This window comes from Flavobacterium sp. IMCC34518 (genome assembly GCF_027111095.2).
Lineage (GTDB): Bacteria > Bacteroidota > Bacteroidia > Flavobacteriales > Flavobacteriaceae > Flavobacterium > Flavobacterium praedii.
This window is the reverse complement of sequence record NZ_CP114284.2, coordinates 3,774,888-3,797,540: the sequence shown is the minus strand read 5'-3', so window position 1 is coordinate 3,797,540 and position 22,653 is coordinate 3,774,888. Positions and strand designations below refer to the sequence as shown.

Here is a 22,653-nt window from a genome sequence, read left to right as displayed (position 1 = left end):
TATTTATGAAAAGAGTAATAGTTGATTACGCAAAACTGACCAACGAAATTTTAAATCTTTTGGTCGAAAAATTCCCTGATGGATATGATGATTCGGATATCATTAGATTTAGAAATGCCAAAAATGAATTAATTGAAGCAGTAGAAGTTCGTACTGAAGATACCATATATTTAGTAAAAGTAAGTACTAAGTTAGCAGACAGAATTGGTAATTTTGATGAAGATGATGAAATTGATGATGTTGTTGAACCAATAAGTGGTTTAGAATTGGATGTTGATGATGCAGATGATGATGACGATGATGATGACAATCTAGACAAACCAGATATTGATAGTGACGACGACGATGAAGATACTGAGGATAAAGATATTATCGACGAAGACGATGACGACGATGATGAAGATTAAATTTTAATTGTATAAAAAATAGTAAGGAACTCAAATTGAGTTCCTTTTTTTATTAGATTTATCTTTTTAATATAAGCCAAAATGACAACAGAAATATTACACGCCAAACTCAAAGAGAGTTTTGGGTTTGAAAAATTCAGACCCAATCAAGAAGATATTATCAATTGTATCCTTTCAGGAAAAGATACTTTGGCAATAATGCCAACTGGAGGAGGAAAATCAATTTGTTTTCAACTACCAGCATTAGTATTACCAGGAATCACAATAGTTATTTCACCACTAATTGCCTTGATGAAAGATCAAGTAGATAGCCTAAAAGCCAACGGAATAGCAGCTTGTTTTATTAACAGTAGTCAGTCTGGTGATGAACAACAATCGCATATTCAAAATTTAAAAGACAATAAATTAAAGTTGGTTTATGTAGCTCCAGAGAGTTTGTCTTATTTAGAAAATGCTTTTGCTCAAATTACTGTCAGCCTAATTGCTATTGATGAAGCCCATTGTATTTCAGCTTGGGGTCATGACTTTAGACCAGCTTATACGAATTTGGGGTATTTAAAAAACCGCTTCCCTTCTACTCCAATCTTAGCGTTGACTGCAACAGCTGATAAAGCAACACGTACGGATATTTGTAATCAATTAAATTTAAATAATCCCAAAACTTTTGTTGCTTCATTCGATAGAAAAAATTTAAGTCTGGAAGTTAGACCTGCTTTGGATCGAGTGAAACAAATCATTGATTTTATTAAAACCAAACCTAATGAATCAGGAATTGTTTATTGTTTAAGCAGAAAGACTACCGAAGAACTTGCTGCAAAATTGCAAAAAATCGGCATTAAAGCAAAAGCCTATCATGCAGGTTTAGAAAACAATATGCGTTCTATAACTCAAGATGAATTTATAAATGATGATTGTCAAGTGGTTTGTGCTACTATTGCTTTTGGAATGGGAATCGACAAATCGAATGTCCGATGGGTAATACATTATAATTTGCCTAAAAATATTGAGGGTTATTATCAAGAAATTGGAAGAGCTGGTAGAGATGGCTTACCATCCGAAACTGTATTGTTCGAAAGTTACGGTGATATGATTCAGTTGCAAAAATTTGCATCCGTAGGATTGAATGCAGATGTACAATTGGCAAAATTAGAAAGAATGAAGCAATATGCTGATGCCTTGAGTTGTCGTCGAAAAATATTGCTTTCTTATTTTGGAGAATTGGTTTCTGAAAATTGTGGAAACTGTGATATTTGCAAAAATCCTCCAGCTTTTTTTGATGGGACAATTATTGCACAAAAAGCATTATCTGCAATTATCCGTTTACAGGAATCGGAAGCGTTACCCGTAATTGTTGATTTTTTGAGAGGATCTAAAAATGCTTCGATTTATGACAAAGGCTATCAAAATTTAAAAACCTATGGAGTTGGTACTGATATTTCTTGGTATGATTGGAATCAATATCTTATTCAATTAATTAATTTGGGATATTGTGAAATTGCCTTTCATCAACAGAACAAAATAAAATTAACTCCTTTTGCAAAAAAAGTATTATTTGATGGAGAAAAAGTACAATTGACTACTGTACAAAAAATGGATAAACAAAAAACTGAAATTAAAGAACGAGTAAGTAAAACTGTTGCAAATTCTCTTTTTGAAGTTTTAAGAAAACTACGTTCAGAAATTGCCAAAGAAGAAGAAGTTCCTGCTTATATTATTTTTAATGATGCCACTTTGAAACAAATGGAAATTCATCGACCAATGAGTGATGATGAATTTCTTGCAATAGATGGAGTTGGAAAAGCTAAACTCGAAAAATATGGTGATGCCTTTATAAAAGCAATTATTGAATTTCAAAAAAATAAAACTATCAAACCTAAAAAAGAAAACTCTACTTACAAAGAAACTTTAGAATTATTTCAAAGTGGGATGACCGTTGAAGATATTGCATTGAAAAGAAAATTGGGAGTACCAACTATAGTTTCTCATTTAGCCAAATTATACAGTGATGGTCATCCAATTGATTTAAAAATTTATATTAATGAGCAAGAGATTTCAAAAATCGCTGAAGCAAAAATTAAATTAGAATCACCAACAACTTTAAAACCATATTTTGATTTTTTTGAAGAACAACTTTCTTATGATAAAATTAGAGTTGGTTTAGCGATTTTGGAAAAAGAAAATGTTATGCTTTAATTTATGACGATACACTCTTTTCCATATTTCATCAATTCAAAAACTGAAATTTTAATTTTAGGAACTATGCCTGGAGTTTTGTCATTAACCAAACAAGAATATTATGCAAATCCGAGAAATCATTTTTGGAAAATAATGCATACCCTTTTTGACATATTACCAATTCCTGAAACTTTTGAAGAAAAAATTCAATTGCTTCAATCTAATAAAATTGGTTTATGGGATGTTTTAGAAAATTGTGAAAGAAAAGGAAGTTTAGACATTCACATCAAGAATAAAAAGGAAAATGATTTTGAAATGCTATTCAAAGAATTTCCATCTATTACCAAAATAATTTTCAATGGAAAACAAAGTCATGCTTTTTTTTATAAAAGATTCGGACAAATAAAAGGCATCACGTATTATGTGATGCCTTCTACTAGTCCTGCAAATACAATACTTTTTGAAAAAAAGTTGAAAATTTGGTCAACTTGCTTCGAGTAATTTACAAATATCTTTCTGCAAAAACTTTTTGATGATGTTTCATGTGACCAATAATCAAAAAACCTAATGCTCTTACCGAAACTTCATTTTCCGAGGCAATTCCAATTCTAGCTAATTGTTCTCCTGAAAAACTTTTGAACATTAATAAGTTAGAATGTCGTACCGCTGAAAATTCTGTTAATAATTCTTGAATACTTCTACTTTTTGCATTAGTATTGACAACATAATCATTTTCTTCAAATCCTGGTAAAGGTGTTTTGTCGTTTCTAGAAATTCTTAGTGCTCGATAAGCAAAAATTCTTTCGGCATCAATAATATGCTGAATTATTTCTTTAATCGTCCATTTGCCTTCAGCATAACTATAATCAAATTTATCCAATGGAATATTTTGGATAAATTTGATGAAATCGTGTAAACTTATTTCTAATTCTTCAAATAATTCAACATTATCAAGAGCTTTTATATATGTTGAATTGAATTTTGAATATTCATTAATTGGCAATTGATTTGAATTCATAAATATAGAATTTAAATATTAAGCTGAATTTCTACTAGCATTTGTATTTCCAAAAAGAGATCGAGTTACTATTTTTTCATATACACCAATCAAGTCTAAATCAGGGTTCTCTTTTTTATTTAATTCATTAATTTTCAACAAAGCATATTGTTGTATTGTCAACAATGGCAATACAATACGCTCTCTCATCTTAATAGAAGCTATACCATCAGGATAATTTTCCATAAGTTCTTTATGTCCTGCAATTTTCAATAACAAACGTTTGGTTTCTAAAAATTCATCATAAATAATTTGCCAAAAAGCTCCAAATTCAGGATCCTTACTCATATAAGCTGTTAAAGGAAAAAATGATTTAGCCAAAGACATCATACTATTTTCTAACAATGTTTTTACAAACAAAGAATTATTATATAAATCTTGAACCTTATCCCACTGATTTGTATCTTCAAAATATTTTAAAGCTGATCCTACACCAAAAAATCCAGGAACATTTTGTTTTAATTGACTCCAAGATCCAACAAATGGAATAGCACGCAAATCAGCAAAATCGAGATTATCAGATTTACTGCGTTTTGATGGACGGCTACCAATATTTGTTTTGGCATAATATTTCAATGTACTCATTTGTTCCAAGTAAGGAATAAATTTTGGATGGTTTTTGAAACTTAAATATTTATCATAACCTAAATCAGCAATTTGGTCTAAAGTTTCTTTTTCTTCAGAAGTCAGTTTGTTTTGTCCTTTATTGAAAACTTGATTGGCGACACCAGCACTTAATAGATTTTCTAAATTATAGCGACAAGAATCTAAAGTTCCAAAATTTGAACTAATAGTTTGTCCTTGAATTGTAATTTGAATTTCATTATTTTCAATATTAGGTCCAAGAGAAGCATAAAATTTATGTGTTTTTCCTCCTCCTCGAGCTGGTGGTCCACCACGTCCATCAAAGAAAATAGCATGAATTCCGTATTTTCTAGAAATTTCAGTAAGCGCTTCTTTGGCTTTATAGATACTCCAGTTTGCCATTAAATATCCACCATCTTTTGTACCATCAGAAAAACCAAGCATTATAGTTTGTTTGTTTTCTCTATGAACTAAATGTCTGGAATATTCAGGATTTGAATATAATTTTTCCATTACCAAATGGGCATTTTGTAAATCATCAACTGATTCAAACAAAGGAATCACATCGACAGTTGCATGTTCCCAATCACACAGTTTAAATAATGAAAAAGTTTCCATAACATTTAAGGCACTTTCATTATTGCTTATGATATATCGGTTTGCACCAAATTCACCATTTTTTTCTTGTATCGTTTTTATAGCATGAATAGAGTCAATTGTAGATTTTGTCATTTCATTTTCAAAATCAGCAGAATCCAAATTTCCTTTTACTCCAGAAAGTACTTCTATTTTTTCATCTTCTGATAATTGAAAGTAATTATTAGGAAATATATTGGTTTTAGATTTTGAATAGTAATCTACAATGTCATAAAATACAGATTGGTGAATTTTGCTATTCTGTCTTATATCCAAAGAAGCAAAATGAAATCCAAACAAATTCAATCGAATAAGAAGTGCATCAATTTGGTCTACATATAAAGACTGATGTTGTTCGACTATTATGGTTTTAATTTTGTTTAGCTGAGTTTCAAATTCTTCTAAAGTTATAAAAATCTCTCCTTTAGAATAAAAAACAGATCGGTATAGCTTTTGTTCCAATTCCATAACTAACGTGTCTACAACAGGAAAGGTAAGTTTACGTTTTAGATTACGGATTTCGATATAATAACATTTCAAAATTGAAGTCCTTAATCTTTCGGCTACTTTTAAAGTAATTTCGGTTGTAACAAATGGATTTCCATCGCGATCCCCACCAGGCCAAAAGCCAAGTTTAATCAATGGATTTTTTATAGATTCGCCTTCAAAAACATTTTTTTGCAAATAATGAACCATCTCACCCGATGTATTGTAAAAAACATTTTCGAGATACCAAATTAAACTAATAGCTTCGTCATAAGGATTGGGTTTCTCATTTTGAATAAAAGGAGTTTTTCCTAGTTGCGCTAATAATTGCTTGATATCTAGTAAGTTGTTGCTTCTAATAGCATCGGTTAAATCGTTTATGATACCTAAAACTGGTCCAGGATAAAACTGAGTTGGATGCGCAGTTAATACAGTACGAACATTAAAATTTTCTAAAAAGTGAATCAACTCTTCTTTGTTATTTTTTACATCGGATCTTTCTTTGATATCACGAAGTGATCCTCTACCTTCCATATTATTTACTACTGGAAAAGCGGCATCTTCGATTGCATCAAACAAAACAATCTGACGTTCAATGTATTGAATAAAATAAAACATCAAATTTATTTTATCTTTTTCAGTGGCATCTGTCAAATATTTTTCAGAAAAGAAATCAAAAATTTCCGTTGGTGTTTCTTGTTTTTTGAATCCATTATCACATAAATCACTGAAAATAGGTAATAACACACCTGTATTGTCAACAGAATCAAAAGGTAATGTTATAAAAACACTGTTGTATATATGGTATTTTGATAAAACATTTTGGTTAAAACGTTCTATTTTTGGTAATGTGTACATAATGATACATTTATATAGTTTGGTTAATTTATCATAAAAAAACCCCAAGAATTCACTTGAGGCTTATTTATTCATAGCATTCAAGGTTTGTTTACATTTCTTTAAAAATAGTATGCATCAAACGCTTTTTATCATTTATACTTTCTTCAAGAGAAATCATAGTTTCTGTTCTATAAACACCTTCGATATCATCTATCATGAAAATTACATCTTTAGCATGTTTTGTGTCTTTTGCTCTAATTTTGCAAAAAATATTGAATTTACCAGTAGTAACAGATGCAACAGTTACAAAAGGGATTTCATTGATTCGCTCTAAAACAAATTTTGTTTGAGAAGTATTATTAAGAAATACACCTACATATGCTATAAATGAATATCCTAATTTATCGTAATCAAGAACTAAAGAAGACCCCATTATAATACCGGCATCTTCCATTTTTTTAACTCTAACATGAACCGTTCCAGCTGAAATCAATAATTTTTTAGCGATGTCAGTAAACGGAACTCTTGTGTTGTCTATCAACATATCTAAAATCTGGTGATCTACTTCATCTAAACGAAACTTACTCATAATTCTTTAATTATATGGTTATTTTATATCAAAAAAGTTAAAATTATAAATAAAAATTAAATTAACAGATAATAAATTATTTTTTTAATAACCCATTAACGAAAAATACTTTTTTATCAAAATTGAAATTTGCTATTTGATTTTCTTTTGGATAATTTGAAAATGCATCAAAATAAGTTGCTTCTTTCGCATCATACTCAAAATGTCCAAAATATCCTTTCAAATCACCTACTTCAACTATGTAAGCATTAAAAATTATTTTATTGTCAATTAACTCTTCTTTATATTGAGCTACAAAATTCGTGATTATTTCGATACCATCATAATTTATTTTGACATTTTTATACATAAAATCAAAAAAAACGACATTATTCTGAGGAATGTTCAAATATTTATCATTTCTATTGCTAACTACATCGTTTTCGCTAAGAATGAGAAAACTTGAAATCAAAGATATGAAGATGCATTTTCTTGTTATTTCTCTATCGTAATCATTAGGAAAGTGTCCAGCTTCAAATAAAACCGTAGGTACACCCATATATTGAAATGTATCTCCAATACAATTAAGGTTAAAAGAATCATCAAAACGGCCAACTTGACCAGGAATGTATTTTTGCAAGACGTCATTTATACCTGCAATTAAATTAATTGCTTTCAATCGAGAATCATTAATTTCTCTTTCTTCATTATAGGATGGTGCTAAAAACGAAACTGTTGCAGGTTTTCCGGTATCATCAACACCAAAAATTGTACGTTGATCATGAAGATTGAAACAATAATCAGGTTTAAATTCTTCAAAAACACTTCTTAAAACTTTACTTTCAGGTTGAGTAAGATTTTGAGAATCACGATTCAAATCTATATTATTAGCATTTACTCGTGTATATGCTTTAGCTCCATCCGGATTAAGCATTGGAATACAATAAAAAGTAAAAGTCTCCAATAGTTTTTTAGCTAAATCGGAACCATTATTTAATACGTTTATAAAGTCAAAAAGCGCTTTTGTCGTTGTGCTTTCATTTCCATGCATTTGTGACCAAAGATAAATTTTAATCAGACCGCTTCCTTTTTGATAACTATAAATGGGTTGGCCCAAGACGGATTTACCAATAATTTTCACATCCTTTTTTAAGGATTCTTTATTCAATAATGGTTCGATATTTTCTAATGTAATATAACGACCTTGAATTGTATTTTCTTTATTTTGATCGAATAGTTGTTCTAAATTCATGGTATAATGTTTAATTTACAAAAGTAAACATCTTTATATTTACAATTGTAAATTTTATAAAGTCAGTAAAGATTAAGTTTGTAAACAGTGTTTATTACGATTCATGGATTTCAAATATAGTAGAATAATTTGGAATTATCAACTATCATTCAAATATGCAATTACTAGTTAATCATGTATTTACGTGGATTTTTCTATATTTTTACTTTAAGTAAAAAAAGGCTGACTAGTGAATTTAACATTGTATATTAGGTTACTTCACTCCTATTAATTACATTTGTAAATACATCAATTTGAAATACAATTTACAATGGTAAACACGGATGATTTCATAAAAAGATTGGAAATTATACTTGAATATTACAGTCTTAATGCCTCTTCATTTGCAGACAAAATTGGCGTACAACGTTCTAGTATGTCTCACCTTCTCTCGGGTAGAAACAAACCTAGTTTAGATTTTATACTAAAGATTATCGATTTTTTCCCCGATGTAGATTTATATTGGATACTAAATGGTAAGGGAACTTTTCCTAAAACAGTTGCTATTGAAAATTTAAGTAATGACATTACAGATATCGATACTTCTACTCCAATTGATTTGTTTACACCTATTTTGGATTCACATGAACCAATTGTTGATCAATCAAAATTTAAACAAATGATAAGACCTGATGTAAATGAAAATAAGGATGAAATAGATAAAATTGTATTCTTTTATAAAAATGGTACATTTAAAATATATTCATCCCATTTATCCTGAAAACGGAATTCAATGCTATAATTGGTAAATGCCTGAGAATTGAATATTTTGTACAATATGTTATAAAAAATATTTTAAGCAATTCTCAGGAGGTTAATTTTTAAGTTACTTTAAATCCTTTTTCTGGAATTTTACCTTTTGCATTAACAAAGTGTTTCTTCAAAATTAATAAATCGGAATCTATTGAACCAGTAGGATAAAATGGATTTCCTATTGCTACTATTTTTTTTTCAAAATTTATGGATATTGGAATGATTGGAACATTTGCGGTAATAGCAATATAATAGAAACCAGTTTTAAGGTGTTCTACTTTTTTGCGTGTTCCTTCTGGTGATACACCCAAACGAAATGTTTCTCTTGACTTATATATATTTGCTATGGATTCTACTTTATTTAAGCCTCCTGTTCTATCTAAAGGTGCACCTCCTAAATATTTAAAAAAATAACCGAAAGGAAAACGGAATAATTCTTTTTTGCCTATCCAATTAATATCAAGATCTAAAGCCCCTCTACAAAACATAGCTACATAAAAATCATGCCAACTAGTATGTGGCATTACCATTAATACAGATTTTTTTATTTCTTCATCAAGACTTCCTTCTATTTTCCAACCCATTACGTTGTGAAAAATCCATTTGTAAATTTGTTTCTTCATTAGCCATAAATTTTGTACAAATTAAATAATTATTATCTTATTTTTGATAAAAACATAAAATAATGCTTCGAAAATTATTAAGTTACCTAATACCAATTAAAATATACAAAACTAAATCAACTTTGAGTAAAACCATTGAAGTTACATGGGCGAATGGTGAGTTGGTCCTCGATTCTGAAAATACTAACTATTCTTATGGAAGTTTGCAACGAATTTTAAGAAAAGGGTTATTGCATTTTGGATTTGAAAAAATTTCTAAAATGGAGCATGCCTTGGTTTTAGGAGTTGCTGGCGGGAGTGTCATTAAAACACTGGTAGATGAAATCCACTTTGAAGGGCAGATTACAGGTGTAGACATTGATTCGGAAATTATTAAAATTGCCAATGAATATTTTAAACTTGATGAAATCAAAAATCTAAATATGGTTATAGATGATGCTTTTGAGTTTGTGCTAAAAACAAAAGATCGTTATGATCTAATAATCATTGATATTTTTCAAGACACTACTATGCCAAATTTTTTGTTCGAAAAGTTTTTTATCAATCGAATTTGTTTTTTACTTAAGAGCAAAGGATTGGTACTTTTTAATACGATGTGTTTGACAGCAGGGGATAATTTTAGAAATCAAAATTTCATTAAAGATTTTGATGATGCCAATTTCAAAATTCAGTCTATACCTAGAATCGAATTGCACAATGAATTGATTATTATTGAAAAATTGGAATGATATTGTTTCTTTTTGATCTTTTAAAATTTTACTTTTACTAGATATATTTAATGGCATTATTATGAAATCAATACTAAAGAAGTTATTATTGGGTAAAGCTGTTAGAGAAACGAAATCTAAATTTAATCCTTTAGAAAAACGATTTCAAAACATTAAGGCGATTTGGAATAATGATCATGAAGACGATAATGGATTGGAAAAAATTGTACGATTATTTCTTTCTTCTTCTCAATTGCTTTTTCCTGGAATTTACATTAAATATTTTGCCCATAAAAAAGGAGTTGAGTATGAAGATTTAGCATTGGATTTTTATGTATTACTCAAAGTTTGTTTTCCATTAATGATTTTAATCAACCATTGGCAAGAATATCATTGGGTTGTTGTGATTTTAGTATATGTCTTTTTGGAGACCGTTTTTTACATTCCAACACTTATTTTTGCTTCCGATATGTTTTCAAGACCACGTTCTTATAAACGTTCCATGCTTTTGCTATTTTTTAATTATCTGGAAATTTCGTTTGCTTTTGCTGTTTTATATTCTTGTGGTAATTATTTAAACAAACCTTTTTATCATTGGTTTGACGCCATCTATTTTAGCATCATAACCTCTTCTTCCATTGGATATGGAGATTATCATCCCGTAACAACCATTGGTAAATTTCTAGTAACTACACAAGCTTTATTATTTCTGTTTTTTGTAGTACTTTTTCTTAATTTTTTCTCTGCAAAGATTAAATCTAAAGGCTATTTTGATCATGACAATCAAGATTGATTCAAATCATCTTTCTCGCTTTTTCCAAGTCTTCAGCAGTGTCAATTCCTATTCCAATATGAGTGGTTTCAACCATTTTGATACGTTTTCCAAATTCGAGATAGCGCAATTGCTCCAGTTTTTCGGAGGCCTCCAATGATTTCATCGGTAAACTGTAAAAATCCAACAATGCTTGTTTTCTAAAAGCATAAATACCGATATGTTGCATATAACGAACGCCTACATTTTTTTCTCTTGGATACGGAATTACAGAGCGTGAAAAATACAATGCAAAACTGTTTTGATCGACAACTACTTTAACATTATTTGGGTTGTTGATTTCGTTCTCCTCTTTTATTTCACGCATTATAGAAGCCAAATCAACTTGTTTTGATTCATCATTTCTAAAAACCTCGATAACTTTTGCCAAAGGTTCTTTGTCTATAAAGGGTTCATCCCCTTGTACATTTACGACAATATCTACATCCAAATTCTCAACAGCTTCAGCAATTCGATCGCTTCCGGATTCGTGCTCTTTGATGCTTCGAATGGCTTTTCCACCGTTGGAAACAATTTCATTATAAATTAAATCTGAATCGGTTACTACAAACACATCATCAAACAATTGAGTGTTTATGGCTGCTTCATAGGTTCTTAAAATTATCGTTTTACCTCCTAAATCCTGCATCAATTTTGCTGGAAATCGTGTAGATGCGTAACGGGCGGGAATGACTGCTATTATTTTCATTTTTTATTTCAATTTTTTGTTTTCAACTTCTTTTAAAATGCTCATTTGCTGTATTGCTATTTTATTAAGTTTTACTAATCGTTCTTTTTGCGGTAAATTTTCGTTGATAAAATGAGCATTAAAATTTTCAAGATTTGATAAACAAATCAATTCATTTATTGAGGCATAATCTCGAATATTTCCTTTCAAACCAAGATTTTGTTCGCGCCATTGTTTAGCAGTTGCCCCAAACAAAGCCATATTTAATACATCGGCTTCATTAGCATATACCATTGAAATTTGCAAATCAGAAAGTATTTGGGGTATTAAATTATGCTTAATAGCATCTGTATGAATATGATAGTTTATTTTTGTTAATTCCCTGTGCACGGACCAACCAATATGTTTTTGTTCTTCTTCTTTTAAACGCTGAAATTCTTTAACAATATAAAGTTCAAACTCAACTGAAATCCAACTGGCAAATTTAAAGGCGATATCTTTATGTGTAAACGTCCCGCCGTATCGTCCTGATTTTGAAATAAAACCAATGGCACCAGTTGTATTTATCCATTTTTGTGGCGACATTGTAAAAGCATTCAGACCTGCCTCTTTTTTAAACCCCTCGAATTCGAGGGGTTTAAAATTGGGGTTATATAATATTTCCCAAAGCCCTAAAAACTCTAATGTATTTCTATTTCGCATCCAATTTCCAATAGTTGCACTTGTATCGTCAGTTTTGTGTTTTGCAATGTCTGTAATAGAAATATAATCATTGTCATTGATTGAAACAATAGTAATTTCGGTGTCTTTAACTTTAATTTTAGCCATCTATTGCGTTTTCTAAATTATATTTTTTCTCAAATATAAGATTTTTCTATAAAATCAATCTACACAATTTTAACCGATGTCATGCTCAAAGAACCAGCTACCAATTTATCATTAAATAAACTCAATTCCTCTGATTTTCCTTTTAATCCCAAGGTATAAATCAATGGCAAATAATGTTCTGGTGTCGGAATTGACAATTGGAAAGCTTTACTCTGTTTTTCGAAATCAATAAGTGGTTGAAAATTTCCATCGAGCAAATAGTCATTGATATCAGATCTAGCTTCAACTGCCCAATCGTAACCATAATTATCCGTATTGATATTTCTAAAATCGACCATTCTCAAATTATGAATGATATTTCCACTGCCTACAATCAGGATTCCTTTGGTTCGTAAAGCACTTAATTTTTGCGCCAATTCAAAATGGTATTGTCCTGATTTTGTATAATCGATACTCATCTGAATTACAGGAATATCGGCATCGGGATATAAATGTTTAATTACACTCCATGCACCATGGTCTAATCCCCAATGTTGATCCAATTCTACTTCGGTTGGAAGCAATAATTCTTGAGTTATGGTTGCCAATTCAGGGCTTCCTTTGGCAGGATATTGCACTTCAAATAATTCTTCCGGGAAACCTCCAAAATCATGGATGGTTCTCGGCATTTCCATTGCTGTAACTTTGGTTCCGTTAGTAAACCAATGGGCCGAAATACACAAAATAGCATTGGGTTTGGGTAATGTTTTGGCCAAATCACGAAAACCAGTCACAAACTGATTCTCTTCAATAGCGTTCATAGGGCTACCGTGTCCCAAAAATAAAACCGGCATTTTTTCGGTATTCGAAAAAGAGCCTGATATTTTATGTAAGTCGTTTAGCGTGTTCATAATAAAAACATTTAGTATTGTTTTTTAACCATTAAGAAATTAAGGCAATTAAGATTTTAATATTTATGCTAAAGGAAACTTAATTTCTTAATAGTTCAATTTTTGAATGTTATTCTGTAAAACTTTCATCTTTAAAGCCTATCAAATATAGCTTATTTTTGGCTCTTGTCATAGCAGTGTACAACCATCGGATGTAATCTCTGTCAATACCATTTGGCAAATACGGTTGTTCTATAAAGACCGTATTCCACTGCCCTCCTTGCGATTTATGACAAGTAATAGCATACGAGAATTTGACTTGCAAGGCATTGAAATATTCGTTTTCCTTTACTTTTTGAAACTTTTTGTATTTGGTAGTTTCGTTTTCATAATCTTTCATCACTTCTTGATACAAACGATTGGATTCCTCGAAAGTCAATGACGGAGATTCACTTTTTATAGTATCCATCAAAAGTACGGTTTCAAAAGGTTTCTGATTGGGATAATCAATCATTCGGATTTTTACTTTTGCAAATTTAAAACCGTATAATTCTTTTATGCCAAACATTTCTAGAACTTCGATAATATCACCATTGGCAATAAATCCGGCTTCATCCGAATCTTTTAACCAAAAATAATTATTCTTCACCACCATCAGGAAATCGCCTGTAGACAATTCACTTTCTTTATCAAGGATTTTGGTTCTAATTTGCTCATTGTATTGATTCGCCCTTTTATTGGAACGAACAATAAAAGCGGTGTCTTCAATGCTGAAATTACTGTAAGCCGAATGAATAGCATCCTGAATATCATACCCGTCAACCAACCGAACAATGTCTTTGAATTTTCGAACATTGAATTTAAACTCGGTTATAAAAGTATCCTTTAATAATTCACGCAGTTCGGTAGCATTATGCAAAATTCCTGAATTTTCTTCCTGACGCATTACTTCGTCGAGTTCAATGTATTCAACTTCTTTGTTGTAATTTATACTCAGCGTATGAATATCCAAAGCGGGGCTTATATCTAAATTCACAGGCGGTAATTGCGCTGTATCTCCCAAAAGTAGCATCTTGCAATTGGTTCCCGAATATACATACGAAATCAAATCATCAAGTAAGGATCCATTTTCATACAATTTGGAATCCGAATTGGTGTCTGAAATCATCGAAGCTTCATCGACAATGAAAATAGTGTTTTTATGCTTGTTTTGTTGTAAAGTAAAAGATACGCCTCCCCCTGAATTTTTCTTTGGGAAATAGATTTTTTTGTGAATTGTAAAAGCGGGTTTGTTCGAATAATTGGCAATTACTTTGGCCGCACGACCAGTTGGGGCCAGCAAAACATATTTTTTATTAATCTCCAATAAACTGTTTACAATTGTAGAAATGACCGTTGTTTTTCCCGTTCCTGCATATCCTTTCAGTACAAAAATCGTTTCATTATGGGTATCAGTCAAAAAAATAGCTATTTTCTGAAAAAAAATATCCTGATTGTACGTGGGTTGAAAAGGAAATTTTTTCTGTAAATGGCTATAAAACAAGGAAGAATTCATTAGGTGTATTTTGATTGCAAAGTAAGGCTATTTCGATGGCAATTTCAATGGCAAAATTCAATTTCAATGGCAATGGCAAATTTTAATGGCACTATTAATAACAAAAATTCCAATTGTTTACTTTTAGCCCTGATAGAAGCGGAAATCTTTTTAATTTTTCTTTAAAAATTAAAAAATTGTAGCGAATAGCAGGTTCCATATTTACAAAAAATGCCTTATGTTTCTGCTTCTGAAATTTATAATAAAACTCCCTTTTTTTGAAATTTGATTATCTGTTCATTGAAATTTGAATTTGCCATTGATTTTTGCCATTGCCATTGACATTGCCTTTTTAATTTGTAAGTTTGCAATGTTGAAAAAAATACTATGAATACTATTATAACCGATAAGAAATACAAAAAACTTTCTATTCAAGTTTCACTCACTGGACTTTCCTTTTGTTGCTTTGACACGCTTCACAACAGGATTGTATCTGTAAATGAAATTCGTTTTGATACTTTTCATAAATCAACCAAGATTGAGGAATTGTTTTCGGATGCTTTTCGAAATTATCCAGAACTGAATGACAGTTATGATGAAATCCAAGTGATTCATAACAACAATCTTTCAACATTTGTTCCCACTGCCCTATTCGATGAACATTTTTTAGGCAGTTATTTGCAATACAACACCAAAGTTTTTGAAACCGATTTTTTTGCATTTGATGAAATCACCAATTATCAAATGAATGCGGTTTACATTCCGTATGTGAATATCAATAACTTTTTTATAGACCAATTTGGCGCTTTCGATTACAAACACGCCAATACCATTTTGGTTTCCAAACTTTTGGATGCTTCCAAAAACAATGACACTAAGAAAATGATTGTTCACTTTAACCCTGGACATTTTGAAATTATCGTGATTCAGAACCAAAAATTACTGTTATTCAATTCATTTGAATATAAAACAGCCGAGGATTTTATTTACTATTTGCTTTTTACAGCCGAGCAGTTAAATATGAACCCTGAGAGTTTTCAATTGGAATTATTAGGAGCTATTTCTGAAGATGATGATTTTTATAAAATCGCATTTAAATACATTCGCAATGTATCTTTCTTTGATGTAACTGATTTGCAAAAAATCAATTCGTTTTCAACTGCACAAAATCAGCAACATTTTATACTTTTTAACTCATGAGAATCATATCTGGAAAATACAAAGGAAGACGCATTTTTCCGCCAAAAGGATTGCCCGTTCGACCTACAACTGACATGAGTAAAGAAGCTTTATTCAATGTTTTGAATAATCATTTCAGTTTTGAAGGCTTGAAAATACTAGATTTATTCTCAGGAACGGGAAATATCAGTTATGAATTTGCTTCTCGAGGATGTACCCCAATCACGTCTGTAGATGCTGACTTTGGTTGTGTAAAATTCATCAAACAAGTAGCTACTGAATATGATTTTAATATTGCTGCTACCAAGAGTGATGTTTTTTCCTTTTTAGAAAAAAACAAAACGAGTTATGATATTATTTTTGCCGATCCTCCTTATGCTTTAGACCAAAAGACTTTTGAGAAAATTGTTTTATTGATTTTCGAAAAAGAATTGCTAAATGAAGAAGGAATGATGGTTATCGAGCACTCAAAATATACCAAATTGGATCACATGATTAATTTTTCGTTCCAGAAAAGTTACGGCGGTTCCATTTTTAGTTTCTTTGAATTGGATTCATCCGAAGAGGAAGAAATGAATGATGAGTCAAATCGAAAAGATACGGAAGAAGACGAAGGGTAATATATACAAGGTCTATGTGAATTGAGCCTTTGCTATTGCAAGGACTCAATTAATTTTACCAGTTTTGGTTATTAAAACTATTTCCCTATTACCCAGCCCAAAGAAAAATTAAGTACAGGAACAAAACCACTATCTTCAGAGTAACTGTTTACAGTGTATCCAGCTCCAATATTGAGTCCTAAATTAAAATTGCCTTTGTATGTTCGCTGAAATCCCCAAAGTGGTGCAATAGTAAAAGAAGTTTCGGTTGAGGAATAGGAATCATTGCTCGAAATTGGTCTAAAATTATAATTAGCATGTAAAGCAATAAAACCTCCTGAATTATTAGTAGTCACTTTTCCTTTATTGGTTCTTTTTTCTAAATTATAATAATGACGAAATTGTTCAGTAATGGATGGATAAAAAGACCAACTAGATCCATTAAAACCACTATCTCTATATCCAACACCAAAACTTAGTTCTGAATAAAGCGTGTTTTTTGTATCAAAGCCGTGCTCATATGCAACACCAAGTAATAGCATGTTTATTTTAAATAAGTTTTTCTCAACAGAAGGGTTTTCTTGAGCAACGACATTAAATAAAGGAGTAAAAAGTAAAAAAAGAACAATAGAGAGAGACAATTTCATAAATAAAAGTATAGATATTAATTAGTCTCAAATGTAATACTATTATTATATTTAAAAAATAGAAGCAGTTATTTAGTACTTTTTAAATCATAAATAAGCAATATGAACTTTTATCGGATCCTATTAGAATTATCATCAATATTTTTTTCTTTGAACTCAGTAGATTTTATTTTGCCAAATGAATATTTAATAGCTATTGAAAATTCATGTGCATCAACCAAATATCTGGCTGTTGAACTAATACTGTTTATCGTAAAACTTTCTTTGTAAATCGTATTTCTAAAAATGTCATTATAGCTTAAAGTGCAATTCCAATAGGTAAAAAATGATTTTGAAACTCCTAAATCCATAATAAACAGTGATTTTCTTTTAAAAACTCCTTCTTTTTGTTCCGTTAATCCCCAAGTTGAAATCACAAATGTGTAGCCTTTTAGTAGTTTAAATTCATTGCTTGAATAATAATATAAATACGGTTTTGTTTTGATAAATTCAGCAGAATCATCTTCTATTTTATTCAGTATACAGCTTAGGCTGTTGGTAGAAGTCCAAATTTTATAAGTAAAAGGCAAGGTGAATTCTAAATTAAAACCTGTTTCTTTTTCGAAATTAATTTCTTTAAAAGTGAGTATACTATTTTGATTGTCAAATATAAAACTGCTGTAAACAGGATCTGTATTTTTATAATAAGTTAGTTTTACTGATTTATCGTGATATTGAAAACTAGATGAAATCTGATTGTTAATAGTTGGATCTAAATTGATATTTCTCGAATATAAAAAATATGGATTAATATAAGTCGACCCCTGACTTGTAGATGAATAATTGGGTCTCGAGATGCTTTTGGAATAATTTACGGTTATCGATTTGGTGCTGTCAATAGGTATGTCAAACTGTGCTTTCGGAAAAAAATCAGTGTAATTTTTGTTAATTAATGGTACATTATCATTCTTGAATTCTCCAATAATATTAGTGTTTTCGACTCTTAAACCAACTGAATAGCCAATTTTTTTCAGGCTTCCTGATAATTGTGTATAGCCTGCGCTGTTTTTCTCTTTGAAATTATAAATCGATCTGATTGTATTATTGGTCTCATAATTTAAGATTTCAAAATCTGTTTTTGCTTTTGCAGACAAATAAAGCCCGCCGTATTCCAATTTTATTTCATTTTTAAATTTCTTTTCAAAATCTGCCCTGCCAGAAAAAACAGCTACATTAAATTTTTGATTACTTTTTTGGGCCAATTCAAATTGAGTGTTATTAAAATTATTCTGAGCCAACGACTTTGAATCCTGATCAAAATTAGAATATTGAAAACCAGTAAATAATTGTGTGTTTATTGATTTTATTTTCTTGGAATAATTAATAAAAGAGTTAATAAAATCCTTTTGGCTCTTATTATCACTGTGTGTTATAACATTATTTTCTACATTTCCATTCTTATTGTAGGTTGTAGTGTTTATATCAAAAGGTTCGCTTTGCAGTTTACTGTTGATACTAATTGAGAAATAATCTTCCTCATTGATTTTATAAAACAAGCTTCCACCAAAAATAAACTGCTTTCTTTTGGTATTTGCGGTAGCAACGTTATAATTCGAAATGATATCCGCATCTTGAATTTGATAATCAATACTATGGCTTTCCCAGGGACTTAATTTATTGTAATTAAAATTCGCTTTCCATTCCCATTTATTCTTTTTGAAACTTGAATTTATCCCCAGATAATTATTGAATTCTTTCTTGAACGAAGCCACCTCGGAAACATTGGTCTGCGAACCTTCTTTTTTGCTGAATTTTCGCGTTATCAAAATAACGACTCTTCCTTCGGCTTCATATTTAGAAGATGGATTATTTATAATTTCAATGGTTTTTATTTCGTCTACAGACAAGGCATTCAAATCATTCATACCTACTTTTTGATTGTCAATATAAATCAATGGGTTTCCTTTTCCTATGACTGTTATATTCTCCTTGTCGGCGCTGATGGTAATATTGGGCAATTTAGAAAGCAAATCTATTGTATTTGGAGTTGCATTCAGAATCGAATTGGCCACATCAACTTTGATATTTCCATTTTTATTGGTAAACATTTTCTTTTCTTTTGTAATCACTACTTCGCTTAATTTATTGGAAATACTATCAGTTGCTGTCGTATTTTGTCCGTAACCAAAAGCTGAAATAATGAGACAGATTATAATTTTTGCATTCTGAATTCTTAATTTTTTTTTCATTAAAATAGTATGTTTTGTGATTTTGAAACACTGCAAAAATGAATCTAAATACCCGTTTTGTGAGTTAATCGAAGGTTAAAGCGGCGTTAATGGCTAATTTGAATAATAAAAGAATTATTTTTGAATTCAATTTTCATCAAATGAAGCAAAGAATCAATTTATTAATCGCATTTTCTATTATTGCTCTGATTACCTTATCGGTTGTGCAATGCTATTTGGTTAAAACAGCTTATGATTATAAAGTAGCCCAGTTTCACTCGGAGATCAAAGAGGATATTGCCAAAATAACGAATGATTACAGCGATATTGATTCGGCTTACGTGAATAAAAAGGAAAGACTTTATAAGCTATTGGCACAAAATTATGTTTTAGATAAGAAGTCAAAATCTGCAATTAAAAATACTTTAATTTTAGATGAATCTAATGACACATTAACTCGAAAAATACAGCTTAGATTCAAAAGAGATTTCCCAAATATTGACATTGATTTTGCTATTGTCCTGAACAAATTTGTCATTTATAATAGCCATAAAAAAAGTGATACTGTTTTTTCTGAAAAGCCTCTTATACAGAATAAAATCTATGGTAATTTAAAGTCTTTAAATAATGCCTTTTTGGTTCGGAATTATGTCAGTACAACAAATGGTTCATCCCAAATGCAAGATTATAAATTACTTACCGAAGATTCAATGTACGTGTCCGTGATTGATTGGGAAATGATCATTTTTGAAAGAATGAGAATTATTTTGTTATTATCACTCCTATCGATTCTAACTCTAATAACTCTTTTTGTTATAGCCATTAAAGCATTAATAAAACAAAAAAAAGTGAGCGATGTCAAAACCGATTTTATCAACAATATCACACACGAACTTAAGACTCCTTTGACTACTTTGGGAATTTCTACAAAAATATTGGAACGTATCGATATCCGTAACAATGAAGAGCAATTCAATAGTGTTTTGAATACTATTTCCCGACAAAATCATCGATTGCAAAATTTAATTGATGAAGTAATGGCGAATTCCTTTGGGGAAAATGAAATTGAACTTCAAAAAGAAAAAATAGATGCAGAATTATTTTTAAAAGCTATCGTTGACGATTTTGAGGTTACATTTCCTAAAGTAAATATCGAAACTCATTTTAACACAAAAGAAACATCTTTGGTTTTAGATAAATTTCATTTAACAACAGCTATTTTAAATGTACTCGAAAATGCTGTGAAATATGGAAGTAACACTATTACAATTAATACCGAATTAATCAAAAGCCAATTTAATATCAGTATTAAAGATGATGGAATTGGAATTTCAAAAAACAAACATTCCTTTTTGTTTGATAAGTTCTACAGAGTCGAAGAAGGCAATTTGCATAATGCAAAAGGATTAGGTTTGGGGCTTTTTTATGTAAAGCAAATTATAAAAGCACATCAGGGTACAATTGATGTTATAAGTGATTTAGGTAAAGGTTCGGAATTTACAATTGTGTTTAAAGTTTAATAATCTGCCATTGAAAAAAGTACTTTTAGCCGAAGATGATGCTGATTTTGCAAGCGTTCTCAAACAATATTTAGAATTATACCAATATGAGATCAGTTGGGCAGAAAATGGTGAAGAAGCATTGGCTATTTTCCAAACTGAAAATTTTGATATCTGTGTTTTTGATGTTATGATGCCCAAAATGGACGGATTTACCCTTGCTGAAAAAATCATCAAAATCAATCCCGAAATTCCTTTTGTTTTTCTAACTGCCCGAAAATTAAAAGAAGACAAAATCATTGGATTAAAATTGGGTGCTGATGACTATATTGTAAAACCTTTTGAAGCCGACGAACTTGTTTTACGCCTGAATAATATTTTAAAAAGAAGCAATCAAAAACAGACTCATTACCCAATAGCAGATGAATTGAAAATTGGGGCTTATTTATTTGATACCAAACGTTTAGCTTTAAAAAATAACACTATAACACAACAACTTACCGAAAAAGAAGCGGCTCTTATTCATTTTTTTTATACTCATAAAAATCAAATGGTAAAACGAGAACAAATTTTGAAAACGATTTGGGGAAGCGACGATTTTTTTTCGGGAAGAAGTATGGATGTCTACATCAGTAAAATTCGCAAGTATTTCAAAGATGATTCTCGAATAAGCATCGAAAGTGTTCGTAACATTGGGTTGGAATTTAAGATCAACAACTAAATTATATAGCTTGTTGTGATAATTTCTCCAATACCTTTTGGTATGTTGGTGTGTCAATTTCATATTTCAAACCTTCATTTACCACAAATTCAGTCAAGGAGGCAAGTTCTATTTTTCGTCCTGCCATCAAATCTCGATGCATGGAGGAAGTAGCTTCTTGAGGGGATTTTTCTAGTTTTAATATAGTTTGAAAAACAATGTCATTCGGCAAATCGAGCCCTTTGACAGCAGCAATCATGGTAATTTCATTCAATAAAGAAACATAAAATTTCCTGCTTGATTCACTATTTAGCAACTCACCAATGTTTTGGTTTAAATACGAAGTTGCTGAAGCCAAAGCCGAAATAAAGATAAACTTCTCCCAAACCGTTTCTTCGATAGCATCGACTAAATAACTTTCGATTGAAGCATTTTTGAAAATGGTTTGCAAAGCATTCATTCTAGAAATGGAAGCCATATTCGATCCAAAAAATAATTTTTCGTAAGGACCAACTTTTTTAATCACACCAGGTGAAACAATCATCGAAACAATATAAACGCAACCTTGCAAAACTTCATTATCTGGAAAAAGAGTACAGATGCGCTCTGGAGCATCTACACCATTATACAAAGGAAGAATTACAGTGTTTTTTGTAATCACATTTTTTATAGAAGTCAGGCTTTCTTCTATATCATACGTTTTTGTGGCACAAATCAGGTAATCTAGTTTACCTATTATTTCAGGATTATCAGAAACTAAATCTGGGAAAACAATTTTCTCACCATTATCAGATAGAATTTTTAATCCGGATTCCTTAATGTTTCTTAGTGTCTCGCCACGAGCGATGAAGATAATTTCGACGGTTTTTGATTTAGCGTATTCTTTGGCTAATAATCCTCCAAAATAACCACCTACACCACCTAATCCTAGAATTCCAATTCTTGTTTGCATAGAAAAAAGTAT

Annotated in this window: 22 protein-coding genes; 10 read left to right on the top strand and 12 right to left on the bottom strand. The window is 30.4% G+C overall.

Annotation, left to right across the window (positions count from 1 at the left end; genetic code table 11):
• The first annotated feature begins 5 nt into the window (after positions 1-5).
• From OZP06_RS16295 to OZP06_RS16285, 3 genes are all read left to right on the top strand, one after another.
• Positions 6-407, top strand: a complete 402-nt coding sequence (locus OZP06_RS16295) for a DNA primase (RefSeq protein ID WP_269222809.1) — start codon at positions 6-8, stop codon at positions 405-407.
• A gap of 81 nt (positions 408-488) precedes the next feature.
• Positions 489-2,600: a DNA helicase RecQ gene (recQ, locus tag OZP06_RS16290; protein ID WP_269222808.1), complete on the top strand. Its 2,112-nt coding sequence runs from the start codon at positions 489-491 to the stop codon at positions 2,598-2,600.
• Between the two features lie 3 nt (positions 2,601-2,603).
• The gene (locus OZP06_RS16285) at positions 2,604-3,083 is read left to right on the top strand and encodes a DNA-deoxyinosine glycosylase (RefSeq protein ID WP_269222807.1); all 480 of its coding nucleotides are present in this window, start codon (positions 2,604-2,606) and stop codon (positions 3,081-3,083) included.
• A 1-nt stretch (position 3,084) separates the two neighbouring features.
• Here OZP06_RS16285 and OZP06_RS16280 read toward each other — a convergent pair whose 3' ends face one another.
• From OZP06_RS16280 to OZP06_RS16265, 4 genes are all read right to left on the bottom strand, one after another.
• The gene (locus OZP06_RS16280; RefSeq protein ID WP_269222806.1) at positions 3,085-3,600 is read right to left on the bottom strand and encodes a DinB family protein; all 516 of its coding nucleotides are present in this window, start codon (positions 3,598-3,600) and stop codon (positions 3,085-3,087) included.
• Positions 3,601-3,618: 18 nt separating this feature from the next.
• Entirely contained in the window at positions 3,619-6,204 is a 2,586-nt protein-coding gene (locus OZP06_RS16275; RefSeq protein ID WP_269222805.1) for a phosphoenolpyruvate carboxylase, read from the bottom strand.
• A gap of 91 nt (positions 6,205-6,295) precedes the next feature.
• Positions 6,296-6,775 (bottom strand): winged helix-turn-helix transcriptional regulator, encoded by a 480-nt coding sequence (locus OZP06_RS16270; RefSeq protein WP_024981770.1) that lies wholly within the window; start codon positions 6,773-6,775, stop codon positions 6,296-6,298.
• 76 nt (positions 6,776-6,851) lie between these two features.
• Positions 6,852-8,006, bottom strand: coding sequence for a M14 metallopeptidase family protein (locus OZP06_RS16265; protein WP_269222804.1), 1,155 nt, complete (start codon positions 8,004-8,006; stop codon positions 6,852-6,854).
• A gap of 310 nt (positions 8,007-8,316) precedes the next feature.
• Here OZP06_RS16265 and OZP06_RS16260 point away from each other — a divergent pair, with 310 nt between their 5' ends.
• Positions 8,317-8,766 (top strand): helix-turn-helix transcriptional regulator, encoded by a 450-nt coding sequence (locus OZP06_RS16260; protein ID WP_269222803.1) that lies wholly within the window; start codon positions 8,317-8,319, stop codon positions 8,764-8,766.
• 100 nt (positions 8,767-8,866) lie between these two features.
• On the opposite strand, the gene OZP06_RS16255 is transcribed toward OZP06_RS16260, so the two are convergent.
• Positions 8,867-9,421, bottom strand: a complete 555-nt coding sequence (locus OZP06_RS16255; protein ID WP_281323979.1) for a 1-acyl-sn-glycerol-3-phosphate acyltransferase — start codon at positions 9,419-9,421, stop codon at positions 8,867-8,869.
• Positions 9,422-9,483: 62 nt separating this feature from the next.
• Between OZP06_RS16255 and OZP06_RS16250 the strand changes: the two genes are divergently transcribed.
• Both OZP06_RS16250 and OZP06_RS16245 read left to right on the top strand, forming a co-directional pair.
• A complete protein-coding gene (locus OZP06_RS16250) occupies positions 9,484-10,149 on the top strand; it encodes a methyltransferase domain-containing protein (RefSeq protein WP_269222802.1) in 666 nt (221 codons plus the stop codon).
• 61 nt (positions 10,150-10,210) lie between these two features.
• Complete coding sequence (locus OZP06_RS16245) at positions 10,211-10,921, top strand: potassium channel family protein (RefSeq protein ID WP_269222801.1); 711 nt, start codon at positions 10,211-10,213, stop codon at positions 10,919-10,921.
• Position 10,922: 1 nt separating this feature from the next.
• Here OZP06_RS16245 and kdsB read toward each other — a convergent pair whose 3' ends face one another.
• The 4 genes from kdsB to OZP06_RS16225 all read right to left on the bottom strand — a co-directional run bounded on the left by kdsB (position 10,923) and on the right by OZP06_RS16225 (position 14,879).
• Complete coding sequence (gene kdsB / locus OZP06_RS16240) at positions 10,923-11,648, bottom strand: 3-deoxy-manno-octulosonate cytidylyltransferase (protein ID WP_281323978.1); 726 nt, start codon at positions 11,646-11,648, stop codon at positions 10,923-10,925.
• Positions 11,649-11,651: 3 nt separating this feature from the next.
• Positions 11,652-12,455, bottom strand: a complete 804-nt coding sequence (locus OZP06_RS16235; protein WP_269222800.1) for a KilA-N domain-containing protein — start codon at positions 12,453-12,455, stop codon at positions 11,652-11,654.
• A 59-nt stretch (positions 12,456-12,514) separates the two neighbouring features.
• Positions 12,515-13,345: a 4,5-DOPA dioxygenase extradiol gene (ygiD, locus tag OZP06_RS16230; RefSeq protein WP_269222799.1), complete on the bottom strand. Its 831-nt coding sequence runs from the start codon at positions 13,343-13,345 to the stop codon at positions 12,515-12,517.
• 109 nt (positions 13,346-13,454) lie between these two features.
• Complete coding sequence (locus tag OZP06_RS16225) at positions 13,455-14,879, bottom strand: AAA family ATPase (RefSeq protein ID WP_281323977.1); 1,425 nt, start codon at positions 14,877-14,879, stop codon at positions 13,455-13,457.
• A 366-nt stretch (positions 14,880-15,245) separates the two neighbouring features.
• Here OZP06_RS16225 and OZP06_RS16220 point away from each other — a divergent pair, with 366 nt between their 5' ends.
• Both OZP06_RS16220 and OZP06_RS16215 read left to right on the top strand, forming a co-directional pair.
• Positions 15,246-16,058: a DUF3822 family protein gene (locus tag OZP06_RS16220; protein ID WP_269222798.1), complete on the top strand. Its 813-nt coding sequence runs from the start codon at positions 15,246-15,248 to the stop codon at positions 16,056-16,058.
• Positions 16,055-16,657, top strand: a complete 603-nt coding sequence (locus tag OZP06_RS16215) for an RsmD family RNA methyltransferase (protein WP_269222797.1) — start codon at positions 16,055-16,057, stop codon at positions 16,655-16,657. Before OZP06_RS16220 ends, OZP06_RS16215 begins: the two co-directional genes overlap by 4 nt.
• 77 nt (positions 16,658-16,734) lie before the next feature.
• Here OZP06_RS16215 and OZP06_RS16210 read toward each other — a convergent pair whose 3' ends face one another.
• Both OZP06_RS16210 and OZP06_RS16205 read right to left on the bottom strand, forming a co-directional pair.
• A complete protein-coding gene (locus OZP06_RS16210) occupies positions 16,735-17,283 on the bottom strand; it encodes a DUF3575 domain-containing protein (protein ID WP_269222796.1) in 549 nt (182 codons plus the stop codon).
• 110 nt (positions 17,284-17,393) lie between these two features.
• Positions 17,394-19,511: an outer membrane beta-barrel protein gene (locus OZP06_RS16205; protein WP_281323976.1), complete on the bottom strand. Its 2,118-nt coding sequence runs from the start codon at positions 19,509-19,511 to the stop codon at positions 17,394-17,396.
• Between the two features lie 140 nt (positions 19,512-19,651).
• On the opposite strand from OZP06_RS16205, the gene OZP06_RS16200 reads away from it, so the two are divergent.
• Together OZP06_RS16200 and OZP06_RS16195 are read left to right on the top strand one after the other, a co-directional pair.
• The gene (locus OZP06_RS16200) at positions 19,652-21,010 is read left to right on the top strand and encodes a HAMP domain-containing sensor histidine kinase (protein WP_281323975.1); all 1,359 of its coding nucleotides are present in this window, start codon (positions 19,652-19,654) and stop codon (positions 21,008-21,010) included.
• 10 nt (positions 21,011-21,020) lie between these two features.
• Positions 21,021-21,710, top strand: coding sequence for a response regulator transcription factor (locus tag OZP06_RS16195; protein WP_269222792.1), 690 nt, complete (start codon positions 21,021-21,023; stop codon positions 21,708-21,710).
• Between the two features lies 1 nt (position 21,711).
• Here the strand turns inward: OZP06_RS16195 and OZP06_RS16190 are convergent, their stop codons facing one another.
• The gene (locus OZP06_RS16190; RefSeq protein ID WP_269222791.1) at positions 21,712-22,641 is read right to left on the bottom strand and encodes a 2-dehydropantoate 2-reductase; all 930 of its coding nucleotides are present in this window, start codon (positions 22,639-22,641) and stop codon (positions 21,712-21,714) included.
• Positions 22,642-22,653 lie beyond the last annotated feature (12 nt).